The sequence below is a fragment of the Alicyclobacillus tolerans genome (assembly GCF_900142255.1).
GTDB classification, from domain to species: domain Bacteria; phylum Bacillota; class Bacilli; order Alicyclobacillales; family Alicyclobacillaceae; genus Alicyclobacillus_I; species Alicyclobacillus_I tolerans.
The window spans coordinates 25184-41290 of the sequence record NZ_FRAF01000023.1; the positions used below are offsets into that span (position 1 = coordinate 25184).

16 protein-coding genes are annotated in these 16107 nt (G+C 47.4%); all 16 read right to left on the reverse strand.

Annotated features, from left to right (window positions below; translation table 11 throughout):
- Positions 1 to 3: 3 nt before the first annotated feature.
- Positions 4 to 3627 carry a DNA-directed RNA polymerase subunit beta' gene (rpoC, locus tag BUA75_RS12325; protein ID WP_072874901.1) on the reverse strand — a complete coding sequence of 1208 codons (3624 nt, stop codon included), beginning with the start codon at positions 3625 to 3627 and terminating at the stop codon, positions 4 to 6.
- 36 nt (positions 3628 to 3663) lie between these two features.
- Positions 3664 to 7182 carry a DNA-directed RNA polymerase subunit beta gene (gene rpoB / locus BUA75_RS12330; RefSeq protein ID WP_423219876.1) on the reverse strand — a complete coding sequence of 1173 codons (3519 nt, stop codon included), beginning with the start codon at positions 7180 to 7182 and terminating at the stop codon, positions 3664 to 3666.
- 288 nt (positions 7183 to 7470) lie between these two features.
- On the reverse strand, positions 7471 to 8058 hold the full coding sequence (locus BUA75_RS12335; protein ID WP_072874903.1) for a class I SAM-dependent methyltransferase: 588 nt from the start codon (positions 8056 to 8058) through the stop codon (positions 7471 to 7473).
- Positions 8059 to 8148: 90 nt separating this feature from the next.
- Positions 8149 to 8520, reverse strand: a complete 372-nt coding sequence (rplL, locus tag BUA75_RS12340) for a 50S ribosomal protein L7/L12 (protein WP_072874904.1) — start codon at positions 8518 to 8520, stop codon at positions 8149 to 8151.
- Between the two features lie 80 nt (positions 8521 to 8600).
- Positions 8601 to 9104, reverse strand: a complete 504-nt coding sequence (rplJ, locus tag BUA75_RS12345; RefSeq protein WP_072874905.1) for a 50S ribosomal protein L10 — start codon at positions 9102 to 9104, stop codon at positions 8601 to 8603.
- Between the two features lie 200 nt (positions 9105 to 9304).
- Positions 9305 to 10009, reverse strand: a complete 705-nt coding sequence (gene rplA / locus BUA75_RS12350; RefSeq protein ID WP_072874906.1) for a 50S ribosomal protein L1 — start codon at positions 10007 to 10009, stop codon at positions 9305 to 9307.
- 76 nt (positions 10010 to 10085) lie between these two features.
- Positions 10086 to 10514, reverse strand: coding sequence for a 50S ribosomal protein L11 (gene rplK / locus BUA75_RS12355; protein ID WP_165612014.1), 429 nt, complete (start codon positions 10512 to 10514; stop codon positions 10086 to 10088).
- A complete protein-coding gene (locus BUA75_RS15950; protein ID WP_207549760.1) occupies positions 10495 to 10647 on the reverse strand; it encodes a hypothetical protein in 153 nt (50 codons plus the stop codon). The genes rplK and BUA75_RS15950 overlap by 20 nt, the downstream gene beginning before the upstream one ends.
- A gap of 71 nt (positions 10648 to 10718) precedes the next feature.
- Positions 10719 to 11264, reverse strand: coding sequence for a transcription termination/antitermination protein NusG (gene nusG, locus BUA75_RS12360; RefSeq protein ID WP_072874908.1), 546 nt, complete (start codon positions 11262 to 11264; stop codon positions 10719 to 10721).
- Between the two features lie 42 nt (positions 11265 to 11306).
- Positions 11307 to 11534 carry a preprotein translocase subunit SecE gene (gene secE / locus BUA75_RS12365; protein WP_072874909.1) on the reverse strand — a complete coding sequence of 76 codons (228 nt, stop codon included), beginning with the start codon at positions 11532 to 11534 and terminating at the stop codon, positions 11307 to 11309.
- A gap of 49 nt (positions 11535 to 11583) precedes the next feature.
- Positions 11584 to 11733, reverse strand: coding sequence for a 50S ribosomal protein L33 (rpmG, locus tag BUA75_RS12370; protein WP_072874910.1), 150 nt, complete (start codon positions 11731 to 11733; stop codon positions 11584 to 11586).
- 162 nt (positions 11734 to 11895) lie between these two features.
- Positions 11896 to 12543: an RNA polymerase sporulation sigma factor SigH gene (gene sigH, locus BUA75_RS12375; RefSeq protein ID WP_370541540.1), complete on the reverse strand. Its 648-nt coding sequence runs from the start codon at positions 12541 to 12543 to the stop codon at positions 11896 to 11898.
- 59 nt (positions 12544 to 12602) lie between these two features.
- A complete protein-coding gene (locus tag BUA75_RS12380) occupies positions 12603 to 13163 on the reverse strand; it encodes an NYN domain-containing protein (RefSeq protein ID WP_072874912.1) in 561 nt (186 codons plus the stop codon).
- Entirely contained in the window at positions 13138 to 13950 is an 813-nt protein-coding gene (gene rlmB / locus BUA75_RS12385) for a 23S rRNA (guanosine(2251)-2'-O)-methyltransferase RlmB (protein ID WP_083574329.1), read from the reverse strand. Before rlmB ends, BUA75_RS12380 begins: the two co-directional genes overlap by 26 nt.
- A 41-nt stretch (positions 13951 to 13991) precedes the next feature.
- Positions 13992 to 14405 carry a Mini-ribonuclease 3 gene (locus tag BUA75_RS12390; protein WP_072874913.1) on the reverse strand — a complete coding sequence of 138 codons (414 nt, stop codon included), beginning with the start codon at positions 14403 to 14405 and terminating at the stop codon, positions 13992 to 13994.
- Positions 14402 to 15826 (reverse strand): cysteine--tRNA ligase, encoded by a 1425-nt coding sequence (gene cysS, locus BUA75_RS12395; RefSeq protein ID WP_072874914.1) that lies wholly within the window; start codon positions 15824 to 15826, stop codon positions 14402 to 14404. Before cysS ends, BUA75_RS12390 begins: the two co-directional genes overlap by 4 nt.
- Between the last annotated feature and the right edge of the window lie 281 nt (positions 15827 to 16107).

Genomic DNA, 16107 nt, shown 5'->3' on the forward strand with positions numbered 1-16107 from the left:
TTGTCAATCAACTGCCGTCAATTGTTGTTCTTTATCTTGTAATTCTGCAGATTCCTGCTCTCTAGTATCGATGAGCTGAAGATGGCGATAACGCCCCATTCCCGTTCCAGCAGGAATCAATTTACCAATAATCACATTTTCTTTCAAGCCGAGCAGACGATCGACCTTGCCCTTAATTGCTGCTTCAGTAAGAACACGTGTTGTTTCCTGGAAGGAGGCAGCGGAAAGGAATGAATCCGTCTCCAGAGAAGCCTTTGTAATGCCCAACAGAGCTGGGCGCGCTACCGCAGGTTCTCCTCCCGACAGCAATGCTGTGCGGTTTGCCGCTTCATAATCAAACAAATCCACGTAAGTGCCAGGCAACAGTTCTGTATCGCCAGCATCCAAAACACGCACTTTGCGAAGCATTTGGCGTACCATCACTTCGATATGTTTGTCGTTAATATCCACACCTTGCAAGCGATAGACGCGTTGAACTTCGCGCAACAAATAATTTTGCACACCTTGCAGGCCACGGACACGCAACATCTCTTTGGGATCGACCGATCCTTCAGTCAGTTCATCGCCCGCTTCCACTTCCTGATTGAGATGGACACGAATGCGAGACCCATATGGAATTGGATATACCTTTGTTTCGCTTTCACCTGTCAACTCAATTTCTCGTTTGTCTTTGCCATCACGAATTTCTGTAATCTTTCCATCAAATTCGGCAATCACTGCTTGACCCTTCGGATTACGCGCTTCAAACAGTTCCTGAATACGGGGTAAACCTTGGGTAATATCGTCGCCAGCAACACCGCCGGTATGGAACGTGCGCATGGTCAACTGAGTACCCGGTTCACCAATGGATTGCGCTGCAATAATACCTACCGCTTCACCAATTTCGACCATTTTACCAGTAGCCAAATTTCGTCCATAACATTGGATACATACGCCGTGACGTGTTCGACAAGTGAGTACAGAGCGAATGTAAACCTCTTTGATGCCTGCTTTAATAATTTGACTGGCGATTTCTTCATCAATTAACTGATTCTTGGCAACAAGCAATTTACCTGTTTCCGGATGATACACATCTTGAAAGGCAATGCGTCCTTCGAGACGATCGCCGAGTTCTTCGATGACTTCTCGTCCGTCACGGATTTCCGCCACTTTCATACCTTTATCCGTTCCGCAATCATGCTCGCGAACAATTGTATCCTGAGCAACATCGACCAAGCGGCGCGTCAGATAACCAGAATCAGCTGTACGCAGCGCTGTATCCGCCAACCCTTTACGAGCACCATGCGTTGAGATAAAGTACTCCAACACCGTCAAGCCTTCACGGAAATTGGATTTAATAGCCAACTGAATAATTTCACCCGCAGGATTCGCCATAAGTCCACGCATACCCGCCAATTGGGTAATCTGTGAATTAGAACCACGAGCACCCGAGGTAGCCATCATGTAAATTGGGTTAAATTGATCCATGCTGGTCATCAGCGTCTGGGAAATCTGTTCTTTCGCTTCCGACCAAATTTGACTAAAGCTGATATACCGTTCTTCTTCGGTTATCAATCCGCGTCTGTATTGCTGAGCCAATTTATGCTCACGAGCATCTGCTTCTTCAACAATCCGATATTTTTCTTCAGGAACAATAATATCGGCAACCGAGATTGTAATACCCGCTTTGGTTGAATAGTTGAACCCTAGCCGTTTCACACGATCGAGAATTTCTGCTGTCATCGTTGTTCCGTAACGACGGAAGCATTCACCCAGAATATTGCCAAGGTCTTTCTTAATGACCGCTTTGGGGATGGGACGTTGCACGATTCTCTCGCGCAAATCGACACCCTTTTCAAACACAAACGTCTCATCCGGCGGACCTTCAAGCAAGTTAGTCCGACTCCCTGAATGCAAATAGGGGAAATCGGCCGGGAATATCTCGTTAAAAATCAACTTACCAAGTGTCGTGATGAGAAATGCAGATTGATGTTTCTCATCAAAGGATGATTTATTGAGCGATCGCGCTGGTAAAGCGATGCGTGAGTGCAATGATATCTTCTGTTGCTGGTATGCGTAATGCGCTTCTGCCGGATCGGCAAATACGGAACCTTCTCCTGGCGCGCTCTCTTTTTCTACCGTCAGATAGTAGGGACCGAGAACCATGTCCTGGGTTGGTGTAACAACCGGTTTTCCATCTTTCGGATTCAAAATGTTATGAGCCGCCAACATTAAGAGTCTGGCTTCTGCCTGCGCTTCAGCAGAAAGCGGTACGTGTACAGCCATTTGGTCACCATCAAAGTCGGCATTATACGCTGTACAGACCAGCGGATGGAGCTTAATGGCGCGACCTTCGACGAGAATCGGTTCAAACGCTTGAATACCCAAGCGGTGAAGCGTGGGAGCGCGATTCAGCAACACTGGATGTTCTTTAATGACATCTTCCACCACATCCCAAACTTCCGGCGAAACACGCTCCACTTTCCGTTTGGCACTTTTGATGTTGTGCGCCAGTCCACGAGCCACCAGCTCTTTCATAACAAATGGTTTAAATAATTCAAGCGCCATTTCTTTTGGTAATCCACACTGGTACATGCGCAGTTCGGGACCTACCACGATAACCGAACGTCCCGAATAGTCCACGCGTTTACCAAGCAAATTCTGACGGAAGCGCCCTTGTTTTCCCTTCAGCATGTGAGATAGCGATTTGAGCGGACGATTGCCTGGGCCAGTTACCGGACGGCCACGGCGACCGTTGTCAATCAGCGCATCCACCGCTTCCTGCAACATACGTTTTTCATTTTGAACAATAATATCTGGTGCACCCAAATCGAGCAGGCGTTTCAAACGATTGTTGCGATTAATCACGCGACGGTACAAATCGTTTAAATCAGATGTGGCAAAACGGCCACCATCCAATTGCACCATTGGACGCAAATCAGGCGGAATAACAGGAAGTGCTTCGAGTATCATCCAACTCGGGTGATTTCCCGAAGAACGAAACGCTTCTAACACTTCCAAACGTTTAACCGCACGATTGCGGCGCTGACCTTGTGCGCTGCGCAACTCCTCTTTGAGCACTTCTACCTCTTTGTCCAAATCAATCTCAAGCAAAAGCTTGCGAATCGCTTCCGCACCCATGCCCGCTTGAAAAGCATAGCCGTACTTTTCACGATATGAGCGATACTCTTTCTCGCTGAGCAACTGCTTTTTCTCGAGCGGAGTATCACCCGGATCGGTCACAACATAGGAAGCAAAATAAATCACTTCTTCGAGCGATCTCGGTGACATGTCCAGCACAAGACCCATCCGGCTGGGTATGCCTTTGAAATACCAGATGTGAGATACTGGCGCTGCTAGTTCAATATGGCCCATCCGTTCACGACGGACTTTCGCGCGTGTAACTTCAACTCCACATCGATCACAGACGACACCTTTATAACGAATCCGTTTATACTTTCCGCAATGGCACTCCCAGTCACGCTGGGGGCCAAAAATCTTCTCACAAAACAAACCCTCTTTTTCTGGTCGCAACGTACGATAGTTAATGGTTTCCGGTTTCTTGACCTCGCCATGTGACCAGGAGCGGATTTTTTCCGGAGAAGCCAAGCCAATCTTCATAAACTCGAAGTTATTCACATCCAGCAACCGCGCACCCTCCGTTTCCTTCCAGCAGCAGCGTTGTTACTCGCCAATTTCGTGGTACTCCAAGTTGAGATTGAGCTTTTCGCCGGCATCCTCTTCTTCGTCCGACTCGCGAATAACAATCTCCTCTTCGTCACCTGTGAGAATCTTGACGTCCATGCCAAGACTCTGCAATTCTTTGATGAGCACTTTAAACGATTCTGGCACACCCGGCTCAGGAACATTTTCTCCCTTGACAACCGCTTCGTACGTTTTCACGCGTCCCACCACATCGTCCGACTTGACGGTGAGAATTTCTTGCAAGGTATAGGCTGCGCCATACGCTTCAAGCGCCCAAACTTCCATTTCGCCAAAGCGTTGTCCGCCAAATTGCGCTTTACCGCCCAACGGCTGCTGAGTGACCAACGAATAAGGCCCTGTGGAACGAGCGTGAATCTTATCATCAACCAAGTGGTGAAGTTTCAGCATATAGACATATCCAACCGTGACCCGGTTATCAAACGCTTCTCCAGTTCGCCCGTCGTAAAGAACATGTTTTCCATCGCGATCGTATCCAGCTTCTTCAAGTGTGCCAAAAACATCTTCCGCATGCGCACCATCGAAGACTGGTGTTGCGATACGAATGCCAAGCGCCTTTGCCGCCATACCCAAATGCGTTTCCAATACCTGACCGATATTCATACGCGATGGCACACCGAGAGGATTCAGAACGATTTCCACAGGCGTTCCATCTTCCAGGAACGGCATATCTTCCTCAGGCATAATCCGCGCTACCACACCCTTATTTCCATGCCGCCCGGCCATTTTGTCGCCTTCGGAAATTTTCCGCTTTTGAGCAATGTAGACGCGCACCAACTGGTTGACCCCAGCCGGCAATTCATCTCCATTTTCTCGTGTAAAGACCTTAACATCCACCACAATGCCAGCTCCGCCATGCGGCACACGCAAAGAGGTGTCTCGCACTTCACGAGCTTTTTCGCCGAAAATAGCATGCAACAGACGTTCTTCAGCAGTCAATTCTGTTACTCCTTTAGGAGTAACCTTGCCGACCAAAATATCTCCCGTGCGAATTTCAGCACCAATACGGATAACACCGCGATCGTCCAGATTTTTTAACGCTTCTTCGCCAACATTGGGTATGTCACGAGTAATTTCTTCCGGACCGAGCTTTGTATCACGCGCTTCAAGCTCATACTCTTCAATGTGAATAGAAGTATAGACATCTTCTTTCACCATTTTTTCCGAGAGCAGAATAGCATCCTCGTAGTTGTAGCCTTCCCAAGTCATGAAGGCCACGAGCACGTTGCGTCCAAGGGCAATCTCGCCATGGTCGGTTGCCGGTCCATCAGCCAGCACTGTGCCTTTTTCAACTCGCATTCCTTCGCGAACAATCGGCCTCTGATTGATACAGGTATTCTGGTTGGAACGTGTAAACTTTTGCAGTTTATATTTATCCAAGTCACCACGTACCGGTTTGCCATCCACCACTTGCTCATGACGTACCCAGATTTCCCGAGCAGTCACCCGCTCAACCACACCAGAACGACGCGCCACTACACAGACACCCGAGTCAAGCGCAGCTCGATATTCCATCCCTGTGCCCACATATGGTGAATCTGTCACCAATAAGGGGACTGCCTGACGTTGCATGTTGGAGCCCATCAATGCCCGGTTGGCATCGTCATTCTCCAAAAAGGGAATCATCGCTGTTGCCACTGAAACAACCTGCTTCGGAGAGACGTCCATATAGTCGATCCGTTCCCGAGGCACGGTAATGACATCTTCACGATAGCGAACTGTAATTTCTTCCGATTTGAAACGTCCATTTTCATCCAGCGGCTCGTTGGCTTGGGCAACCACGTAATTCTCTTCTTCGTCAGCTGTCAAGTAGTCTATCTGACTGGTTACCACACCCGTTTCCGGATCAACGCGACGATAGGGCGTTTCAATGAAGCCATATTCATTGATGCGCGCATACGTTGACAATGAATTGATGAGTCCAATGTTTGGACCTTCAGGAGTCTCAATCGGACACATACGACCATAATGAGAATAGTGCACGTCGCGAACCTCAAAACCAGCACGTTCTCGAGTCAATCCTCCTGGCCCAAGCGCAGACAAACGTCTTTTATGCGTCAATTCCGCCAACGGATTTGTCTGATCCATAAATTGCGAAAGCTGGCTAGAACCAAAAAATTCTTTAATCGCCGCAATAACCGGCCGAATATTGATCAGAGCTTGCGGTGTAATTGTTGTAGCATCTTGGATGGACATCCGCTCACGAACGACACGTTCCATGCGAGACAATCCAATCCGAAATTGGTTTTGCAACAATTCTCCCACCGAGCGCAATCGACGGTTGCCAAGATGGTCAATATCATCCGTTGTGCCCACTCCGCGCAACAAATTGAAAAAGTAGGAAACCGCTGCAAGAATATCGCTCGGCGTGATATGTTTAATGGAACGGTCAAGTTCTCCGTTAGAAATAACGTGCAATACTTTACCATCTTCACTGGGCGAGAAAATTTTCACCATCTGCAACGGAATGGTATCTGCGCCAGACAAATCCGGAGTAGCAGAAATACTGAAGCGACCAACACTTCCATCCAACTCAGGAATAATGCGATCGAGCAAGCGCCGATCGATAACCGCTCCGGCTTCCGCTATGATTTCTCCAGTTTCTGAGTTCACCAACGTTTCGGCTAACCTTTGATTCAATAAACGATTTTTTAGGTGTAATTTTTTGTTGATTTTGTAGCGACCTACATTAGCCAAGTCATATCGCTTTGGATCAAAGAAACGAGCAGCCAACAAAGCGCGAGCATTTTCATAAGTTGGCGGTTCTCCAGGGCGTAAACGCTCATAAATTTCAATCAAAGCACGCTCAGTGGAATCTGTCGTGTCTTTATCGAGCGTATTCTGCAGATACTCATCCTCCCCCAACAGTTGGATGATTTCAGCATCTGTTGATAGACCCAGAGCCCGCAGCAAGACAGTGATGGGTAGTTTGCGTGTGCGGTCAATACGTACATAAACCACATCTTTGGCGTCAGTCTCAAATTCCAGCCAAGCTCCTCGATTAGGGATGACTGTGGCTGAAAATGTCCGTTTGCCATTTTTGTCAATTTTAGCGTTGTAATAAACACTTGGAGAGCGAACTAACTGACTGACAATGACACGTTCTGCGCCATTGATAATAAAAGTTCCTGTTTCAGTCATCAGAGGGAAGTCACCCATGAAAACCTCTTGCTCTTTCACTTCCCCTGTTTCCTTGTTTAAGAGACGAACCTTAACACGAAGTGGAGCAGCGTACGTTACATCACGCTCTTTTGATTCATCCACATCATATTTGGGCTCCCCAAGACTGTAATCAATAAATTCCAAAACCAAGTTGCCAGTAAAATCTTGGATAGGAGAAATATCCGCAAACATCTCTCTCAATCCTTCGCGCAAGAACCATTCATAAGACTTCTGTTGAATCTCAATGAGATTCGGAAGCTCGAGCACTTCCTGGATCCTGGAGTAGGAGCGACGCTCCCGCCACCCGTACTTGACCATGTGACCCCGCAAACTCTTCACCCCTTGAACTGTGGTCTTCACCGTCTGGCAAAAGCACGCATATAAACAAAAAAGAAAATGAGGCTACAGGTAACCACATTTTGGTGCTTACTTCACGTTATTCACCTATTTCCAGTCGGTACGGTTTTTATTCATTCGCTCGCAACAACCGTCCCATCTATCATTGTATGCAATAAATGATAATAGCACAATGATTTGAAGTTTACAAGAGATTTTAAAGATAATCTCACGCAAAATAATTGAGAAGTAGAAAAATAATTGAAGAATTCATTTTTGGCAGCTCAAAACCGTGTATCCTCCGTCATGCGCCACTCTGATTACAGCTCTAAACAAGTTTTTTAAAAATTTTTCAGCACTTTCCATGCCTTGTTTTTTGGCCATAACCACCCAAAGAATTCCTTGATCCGATAGATGGTGTAAAGAGTTTTCAAAAAGCGAATAAACTACTTTCTTTCCTGCGCGTATCGGCGGATTTAACAATATAGCATCGAACGTTTCTGAAGAAATTTCTGCATAACCATCGCTGACCTTGCAATGGACTTGCGCAAAATGTGATGTATTTTCTTTAGCCAACTCTACAGCCCGCTCGTTTACATCGACGGCCAGCCAGCGCACTTTGGGAAATAGATCTGCCAGCACAGCAACGACCGGCCCATAGCCACAACCAAGATCGAGGGCGTTCCTAGCATTTTGCAATTCTGCTGACTCTATCAAAAGTCGTGTTCCAAAATCAAGCCCGCGCTTAGAAAAGACTCCCGAATCCGTCCACAGTGAATACGTGCGTCCTCTTACGTGAAAAACAATTTTTTGCTTGTGGGAAGGGACATCTGGCTGTTTATCAAAATATTGAGTCATACCGCCCGCTCCTCTTGAGTCGATCAGAAAGACATAGGGCGGAGATAGCTCCGCCCTACGTTACATTCACAACAAATTCGTGCGTCCAACTTACTTGATTTCCACAGTGGCTCCTGCTTCTTCAAGTTTCGCTTTGATACCTTCAGCATCCTCTTTGGAAACTTTCTCTTTGATGGGTTTCGGAGCTCCATCAACCAATTCTTTCGCTTCTTTCAAGCCAAGACCGGTAATTTCACGAACAACTTTGATAACATTGATCTTAGAACCACCAGCGTTAGCCAGAATTACATCAAATTCTGTTTGTTCAGCAGCTTCCTCGCTGCTACCAGCAGCTGCTCCACCCATAATAGCTACTGGAGCTGCAGCAGTTACACCAAATTCTTCTTCAATGGCTTTTACCAAATCATTCAATTCCAAAACACTCATGGATTTAATCGCTTCAATCATTTCTTCTTTTGTCATGATATAGATCCTCCTCAATTCAATAGCATCACAGGCTATTGTCTTTAATTAATGGCACGCAAATATCATTGATGGAGAAATTACTCTGCAGCCGTCTCCTGTTTTTCAGCGATTTGCTTCACAGCATAAGCCAAATTGCGCATCGGAGCCTGCAATACACTAAGCAACATGGAAAGGAGTCCTTCGCGTGAAGGCAGACCCGCCAAAGCTACCACTTCCGACGAAGAAATGACGCGGCCTTCCACTACTCCACCTTTCAGTTCAAGCGCTTTGTGCTTTTTAGCAAAGTCATTCAGAATCTTGGCAGGCTTGACCGGATCGTCATACCCAAATGCAATGGCTGTTGGACCCGTCAAATAAGCATCAAGCTCAGTCAACGATGTCTTTTCTGTGGCACGACGAGTCAGCGTGTTTTTCAACACCTGAAACTCTATACCCGCTTCACGCAACTGTTTACGCAACTCTGTAATTTCAGCTACATTGAGTCCACGATAGTCAGTTACCACAGTTCCTTTACTGCGATTCAACCGATCGACGATTTCTTCTACCAACTTAGCTTTTTCTTCATGAGCTTGAACAGACATTTTGACACCTCCTGCATGAACCTTAGCCCAATAGATTAAAGATGGGCGCCCTCTACCCGAGAGAACGCCCAAGCACAACTCTACCCACTTGAACGAACCTCGGTAGGCGGCTTAGCCATTCTCCGTTAAAACGGACCTACGGTCTACGGTTCTGGATTATGAATTTCTATCCATCCAACCAATCTATTACTGTCGTAAAATCATTCAGCAACCGCACCAACGCGCAACGCATTGACTCGCACACCCGGTCCCATTGTGGAGGCAACCGTTATGCTACGGATATATTGACCTTTGGCACCTGACGGCTTGGCCTTCTGCAACGCATCCAGCAAGGTCTGGAAGTTACCCAACAAGGCGGAAACCTCGAAGGAAACCTTGCCAATCGGCACGTGTACAATACCCGCTTTGTCTAAGCGATATTCAATCTTACCAGCTTTTGATTCTTGCACTGCACGTCCAACTTCAAACGTAACCGTGCCAGTTTTGGGGTTGGGCATCAACCCTTTAGGACCCAACACACGTCCAAGGCGACCAACCGCCCCCATCATATCCGGTGTGGCAATGGCCACATCGAAATCCAGCCACCCCTGACTGATTTTCTGAATGAGATCGTCGTCCCCGACATGGTCAGCACCCGCAGCTTCAGCTTCTTTCGCCTTGTCGCCTTTAGCAAATACCAAGACGCGCACTGTTTTACCAGTACCATGCGGAAGCACAACCGCTCCGCGCACTTGTTGATCTTGTTTTTTCGGGTCTACACCCAGTCGAACTGCAACTTCGACCGTTTCATCAAACTTGGCAGTAGCCGTCTTTTTCACCAATCCAAGCGCCTCAGAAGCATCGTACAACTGGCTGCGATCAATAAGCTTAGCAGCTTCCAGCATACGTTTTGATTTTTTCGCCATACTCTTACACCTCCTTGTGGTCAAAGGTCAAGTGACCTCCCACTTTTACGCCCGTCAAAAGAGAGACCGTTATGAACTAGTCTTCAATGACGATACCCATACTGCGCGCTGTACCTTCCACCATGCGCATAGCCGCTTCCACAGAAGCCGCATTCAAATCAGGCATTTTCTGTTCAGCAATCTCACGCACTTTTGCACGCTTAACCGTCGCAACTTTCTTTTTGTTAGGCTCTGAAGAACCCGACTCAATGCCAGCCGCTTTCTTCAGGAGCACAGCCGCCGGAGGCGTTTTAAGGTCAAAAGTGTAAGAGCGATCTTCGTAAACATAGAGCACGACAGGAATAATCAAGCCAACTTGATCGGCTGTGCGTGCATTAAATTCTTTACAAAAGCCCATAATGTTGCCTACCTGAGCTTGACCGAGCGCTGGTCCAACCGGCGGCGCCGGAGTTGCCTTGCCCGCAGGAATCTGCAGTTTTACAACTTTAACAATCTTCTTCGGCAACGCGTCCACCTCCTTTGCCGCTTGATGTGGTAGAAACGGGTTTCCACCCTCCCACTCGCACACCTCCATAAGGCGCGCCACTTACATCTATAGGGCGATGAACTTTATCCGTCCAACGCCACAGAAAGACCAAAGCAGATTCAACTGAGAGTATCCACCGCCTTGCTCTCTTCTGCCTCAAATCAACACTCACCCAACAGAAATTCAGGTGAGTTTTTCCACCTGGGAATAATCTAGTTCCATCGGCGTGTCTCTGCCAAACATGGATACTAAAACGCGCAATTTCTGCGTTTCTTCATGAACCTCTTCCACAGTCCCAATCATGTCTGCAAACGCGCCGCCCACAAGACGAACCGCCTCACCAACCGCAAACTCCAATTGCAGTCTGGCTTCCTCTACGCCCATTTGGCGCATGATAGACTGAACCTCGTCCATCAATAGAGGAGTAGGCTTGGAACCAGCTCCAGACGAACCCACAAATCCAGTGACGCCTGGCGTATTGCGGACGACATACCATGAGTCGTCTGTCATAATCATTTCCACCAGCACATAACCAGGGAACACCTTTTTTTGCACTACCTTGCGCTTGCCATTCTTCACTTCAATTTCTTCTTCGGTTGGCACGAGAATGCGAAAGATCTTGTCTTCCATCCCCATTGTCTGAACCCGGCTCTCAAGGTTGTTTTTTACCTTGTTTTCATAGCCCGAGTATGTGTGGATGACGTACCAATTCTTTTCTAAATTCTCCATCACGAGAAGGGCGGTTTGCCCCGCACCCCCTTTTACCCTAGGTTAGACAACGCCAATCAAAGATAAGAGTTTGGCGATCCCGATATCAAATCCCCAGACCAGCAGTCCAAGGACCAAACAGGTGATGAGCGCCGCCGCCGTATAATTGACCACTTCACGACGATTGGGCCAGCGCACCTTGCGAAGTTCACGCCAAGAATCAGAGAAGAACGCAAGCAAACCCCTGCTTTGTTCGCGAGGTTCCAAGGTCGTTTCGTCTGGCTTCGCCATTTGGCACAACCCCTCTTCGATTGCAGCGTTCAGTGAATCTCAACATGCATTAGCGCGTTTCACGATGAACAGTGTGTCCATTGCAGTATCGGCAGAACTTTTTCAGTTCAACCCGATCTGGGTCATTCTTTTTGTTCTTCATCGATGTGTAATTTCTCTGTTTGCACTCGGTGCAAGCGAGCGTAATGATGACGCGCATGTTGGTGCACCTCCTTTAGCAGGATGCAAACCTGTCCTCCAACATAAACAGACGAACCCCAAGTCAAGGGACTCGCGCACCCACAGTACTTTAGCATAGTCATAGGAAACCGTCAACTAGAAACTCAAGCATCTAAGCTAGAGAACACAGCACTTCTAGGCATCACGCATAAACATTTCGATAGTCAAGGTATTTTTCCAATTTACGCTTGACCCTCTGCAGCGCATTGTCTATTGACTTGACATGACGTTCTAAATCGACAGCAATTTCCTGGTAAGATCGACCGTCTAAGTAGAGCATCAAAACTTTACGTTCCAAATCACTCAACAACTCAGACATCTTCAGCTCAATATCGTCAAACTCTTCCTGGTGTATGACCAATTCTTCCGGATCGGTGACGCGTGCCGTACAAATCACGTCCATCAACGTCCGGTCTGAGTCACCTTCATAAACAGGCTTGTCCAATGAGACATAAGAATTGAGTGGGATATGCTTTTGACGCGTGGCTGTCTTAATCGCAGTTATAATTTGGCGTGTCACGCAAAGTTCTGCAAACGCTTTAAATGACGAAAGCTTGTCCTCTCGGAAATCGCGAATCGACTTATAGAGACCAATCATTCCCTCTTGGACAATATCTTCCCGATCCGCTCCAATCAAAAAATACGATCTGGCTTTGGCGCGGACAAAATTACGATACTTGTGAATCAAGTATTCAAGGGCTAGGGAATCACCGTCATGCACACGTTCCACGAGGGTTTCGTCTGGAAGGTTCTCTAACTCGGCGAAATCTGAAACGTGCTGTATGCTCAAGAAAATCCCTCCGAGCCCGCGTAAGATGCCGCAATTATACATTATGTAACCCTACAGAATCAATCATCTTTTTGACTACGTCGCCAAGCTTCGAGTTTTTTTAGAATATCGTCTGACAAATTTTGCGTCCAGTCTCTGCCTAAATTGACTTGTGTTTTTTTAGCAACCTCAGAAATTTTTTCCTGAATACGATTCAGTTTTTCTACCATTTCTCTCGCCGATATGCGCAAAGCGCCTCCACCAAAGGTAATTTGTTGCTCCAGAGCATCTGATGTGGCAACAGTTAAAGTCCGATAATCTTTCAACAAATCCGGAATTAAACGCTCAATACGCTCGTCCGCCGTCTCTCCTTTGGCCGTAAAAATAATTTCCACACCGCGCCGTTTTTCACTTTTCTCCTGCTCTCCAGTATGGTGAGCATCAAAAACCACCAATACATCTTCATCCGCAAACGCTGCATATTCAATAAGACGATGAATCAATTCTTGACGCGCCAATTCCAAATTCGAAAGTTTGGTAAGCGGCATTGAAAAAAGTGCCGGCAATAGATTATAGCCATCTACCACCAACAGCGCGCTGCGTCCCATCGTCCGATTACGTCCGCTGTCTGACCGCTTCATAAAGCAGGACGCCCGCTGCCACGGACGCATTCAGACTCTGCATGTGACCAAGCATGGGCAAGGAAACCATAAAATCACAGCGTTCTGCCACTAGTCGACCGAGTCCCTTATCCTCCGCACCTATCACAATCGCCGTCTTTCCTCTCATATCAACGTCACTCGGTCGGGCAGTTGCGCCAATAGACGTACCAACTATCCAATAGCCGCGTTCCTTAAGCCATTCCATGGCTTGCACCAAATTCGTGACGCGAGATACCGGCATATACTCCAATGCTCCCGCTGCAGCTTTAGCTACCGTCCCTGTCAATGGAACTGCGCGACGCTTAGGAATAATCACACCTTGTACACCCGCCGCTTCAGCGGTTCGCAAAATGGCGCCGAGATTATGCGGATCAGACAATTCATCTAAAAGTACAACGAGCGGAGCATATCCCGTATCTCGTTTCACGATATCTTCCAGTTCAACATAACTGTATGGAGAGACAAACGCCACTATACCTTGATGATTCTCGCCATAAGCTTGAAGACTTGCCCGCGGCGCAGTTTGTAGCACCACCCCCGCTGATTTGGCTTTACCGATAATTTCCTTAAGAGAACCACCTTCTGCGCCTTCCGCTAAAATAATTTTGTTCATTGAACGACCAGACTTCAGCGCTTCCAAAACAGGTTGACGCCCAACCAACACATCACTTGCTTCGTTTTCTGAGAGAACTCCCACTTCTTTCTTATTCAAAGATGACGCCCTTTGACGCCGATTCGATTCTTTGCCTGTATATGATTTTTGCATTCCTTGACCTCCTCACCTTTGTATTCCATTGTTCACCAATCCTAATGATGATCTTGCTCATCCAACCAAGCGAGCGCAGATTGGACAATATATTCTAAACGCTGATTCTGCCCATCTACTGAAAGATGACCGAGCAAGGCTTCAAAAGCTGTGCTATAGCGATATTCCATCAGATCTGCGTTTTTGGGAACATGCCCTGACTTGGCGTTACGTCCACGGCGTACCCATTCCTTTTCCTCCTCAGTCAACCTAGATTCCAAGAATCGCAAAACCGATGCTTGCGCCGACGCGCGCGAATAGCGGCTGCACCGCAAATGAATATCGCGCATTTTGCCAGCTCCCTTGGCCAGTACATGTGCCCGCACATACACTTCCCAGACGGCATCGCCAACAAACGCATAAACCAGCGGTGTCATCCAATCCTTGCGCAATCCACTCCATACATCTCCTATCATTGGCGTATCCAGCGCGTGCCTTGCGCCGTGTCCTCAATCACTATTCCCCGCTCCAAAAGCCAAGCCCGAATCTCATCAGCACGCGCAAAATCACGTTGGAGACGCGCCTGACGTCGCTCCTCCAAAAGTTGTTCAATCTCAGCAACTTCTACTTGCGACTGTTCTTGAGGCAGACCAATTCCAAGAACATCCAGGCATTCAGTCAATAGCTGACTCCAAATTTCCACATCTCCTAAAGTAGCCGTATCATCGGCCAGTGTTTGATTCGCTAAACGCACCCCTTCAAACAAGACTGCAATGGCATCCGCAGTATTAAAATCGTCATCCATCTCACGTATAAACGCACTGCGCGTGGATTCCACTTCCTGCTCAGTTGATTTCTGCGGCCCAGAACGGATCGAGAGAAACTCCGGAGCCTGGAGAATGGCTTGACGACGGAATTCCAAATTGCGCAGTGTACGGTCAATTCTGCCCAACGCATTTTCCCAGTGACCGAGAGCTTCTTCCGTATAGTTCAACGGATGACGATAATGAGCACTAAGCAAAAACAAGCGAATGGCGCGAGGGTCCTTTTGATTCAACAAATCGCGCGTCATAATGAAATTCCCGGTTGATTTGGACATTTTCTCGCCATTGATATTCAACGTGCCATTATGAAGCCAGTATCGGGCAAACAGTTTTCCAGTTTTCGCTTCCGTTTGGGCGATCTCGTTTTCATGATGAGGAAAGACCAAGTCACGTCCACCAGCATGGATATCGATTTGCTCTCCAAGATATTTTTCATTCATCACCGAGCACTCAATGTGCCAACCTGGACGCCCATTTCCCCATGGGCTCGGCCAAAATTCCTCATCTGGTTTAGCTGCTTTCCAGAGAGCAAAATCTGTTGGATGTTTTTTATCTTCAATCACGTCAACGCGAAACCCTGCTCGCATGCTATCCAGTGACTGACCTGAAAGTTTACCGTAGTCGCTAAACGTGTACGTATCGAAATAGACTGTACCACCCCGTTCGTATGCATGCCCTTTAGCCATGAGTTCCTCAATAAAGCGAATAATATCAGGGATGCATTCCGTAACACGTGGATGAACCGTCGCTCTGCGGATATTCAGTCGATCGGCATCCTCAAAATACGCTTCAATATAATGATTGGCAACCGATCGCACCCCTTCACCGGTCTCATTGGCACGTTGAATAATGCGATCATCCACATCTGTAAAATTTTGAACATATCTCACTTCATAGCCACGATATTCCAAATAACGGCGAATCGTATCAAAAACCACAAACATCCGGCCATTGCCAATATGAAAAAGGTTATAAACAGTAGGACCGCAGGCGTAAAACTTGACTACGCCTGGTTCTAAAGTCTCCAATAACTCTTTTTCACCCGTCAAAGTGTTGTACAAGCGAATACTCACCGTGTAACTCTCCTTTCCGTCTTTCCTGCTTGCCTCATTCTATATCTGCCACACCGCTTGATGTCCATTTCATGCAAACAGCCCACCCCTGTATTCAGAGGCGGGCTCAATCGCGGTTCCACTCTGATTTCACTGTGATAACAGCACAGTGAATCTTTCTGCGACGATAACGGGTCGACCTACCGTTGGGTTTTACTGAGCAAGCAGCCGTTCCTCCCAATAAAGCAGCGCGCGCACTTCATTCAAAGTTGCCAAACGGCGCTCACAGCCCACGTCACCAC

Excerpts from the sequence above, each read along its gene's own strand:
- rpoB (WP_423219876.1), bottom strand. The coding sequence starts at position 7,182 with ATGGTCAAGTACGGGTGGCGGGAGCGTCGCTCCTACTCCAGGATCCAG.
- BUA75_RS12335 (WP_072874903.1), bottom strand. The coding sequence starts at position 8,058 with ATGACTCAATATTTTGATAAACAGCCAGATGTCCCTTCCCACAAGCAA.
- rplL (WP_072874904.1), bottom strand. The coding sequence starts at position 8,520 with ATGACAAAAGAAGAAATGATTGAAGCGATTAAATCCATGAGTGTTTTG.
- rplJ (WP_072874905.1), bottom strand. The coding sequence starts at position 9,104 with ATGTCTGTTCAAGCTCATGAAGAAAAAGCTAAGTTGGTAGAAGAAATC.
- rplA (WP_072874906.1), bottom strand. The coding sequence starts at position 10,009 with ATGGCGAAAAAATCAAAACGTATGCTGGAAGCTGCTAAGCTTATTGAT.
- nusG (WP_072874908.1), bottom strand. The coding sequence starts at position 11,264 with ATGGAGAATTTAGAAAAGAATTGGTACGTCATCCACACATACTCGGGC.
- secE (WP_072874909.1), bottom strand. The coding sequence starts at position 11,534 with ATGGCGAAGCCAGACGAAACGACCTTGGAACCTCGCGAACAAAGCAGG.
- rpmG (WP_072874910.1), bottom strand. The coding sequence starts at position 11,733 with ATGCGCGTCATCATTACGCTCGCTTGCACCGAGTGCAAACAGAGAAAT.
- BUA75_RS12380 (WP_072874912.1), bottom strand. The coding sequence starts at position 13,163 with ATGAAGCGGTCAGACAGCGGACGTAATCGGACGATGGGACGCAGCGCG.
- rlmB (WP_083574329.1), bottom strand. The coding sequence starts at position 13,950 with ATGCAAAAATCATATACAGGCAAAGAATCGAATCGGCGTCAAAGGGCG.
- BUA75_RS12390 (WP_072874913.1), bottom strand. The coding sequence starts at position 14,405 with ATGATAGGAGATGTATGGAGTGGATTGCGCAAGGATTGGATGACACCG.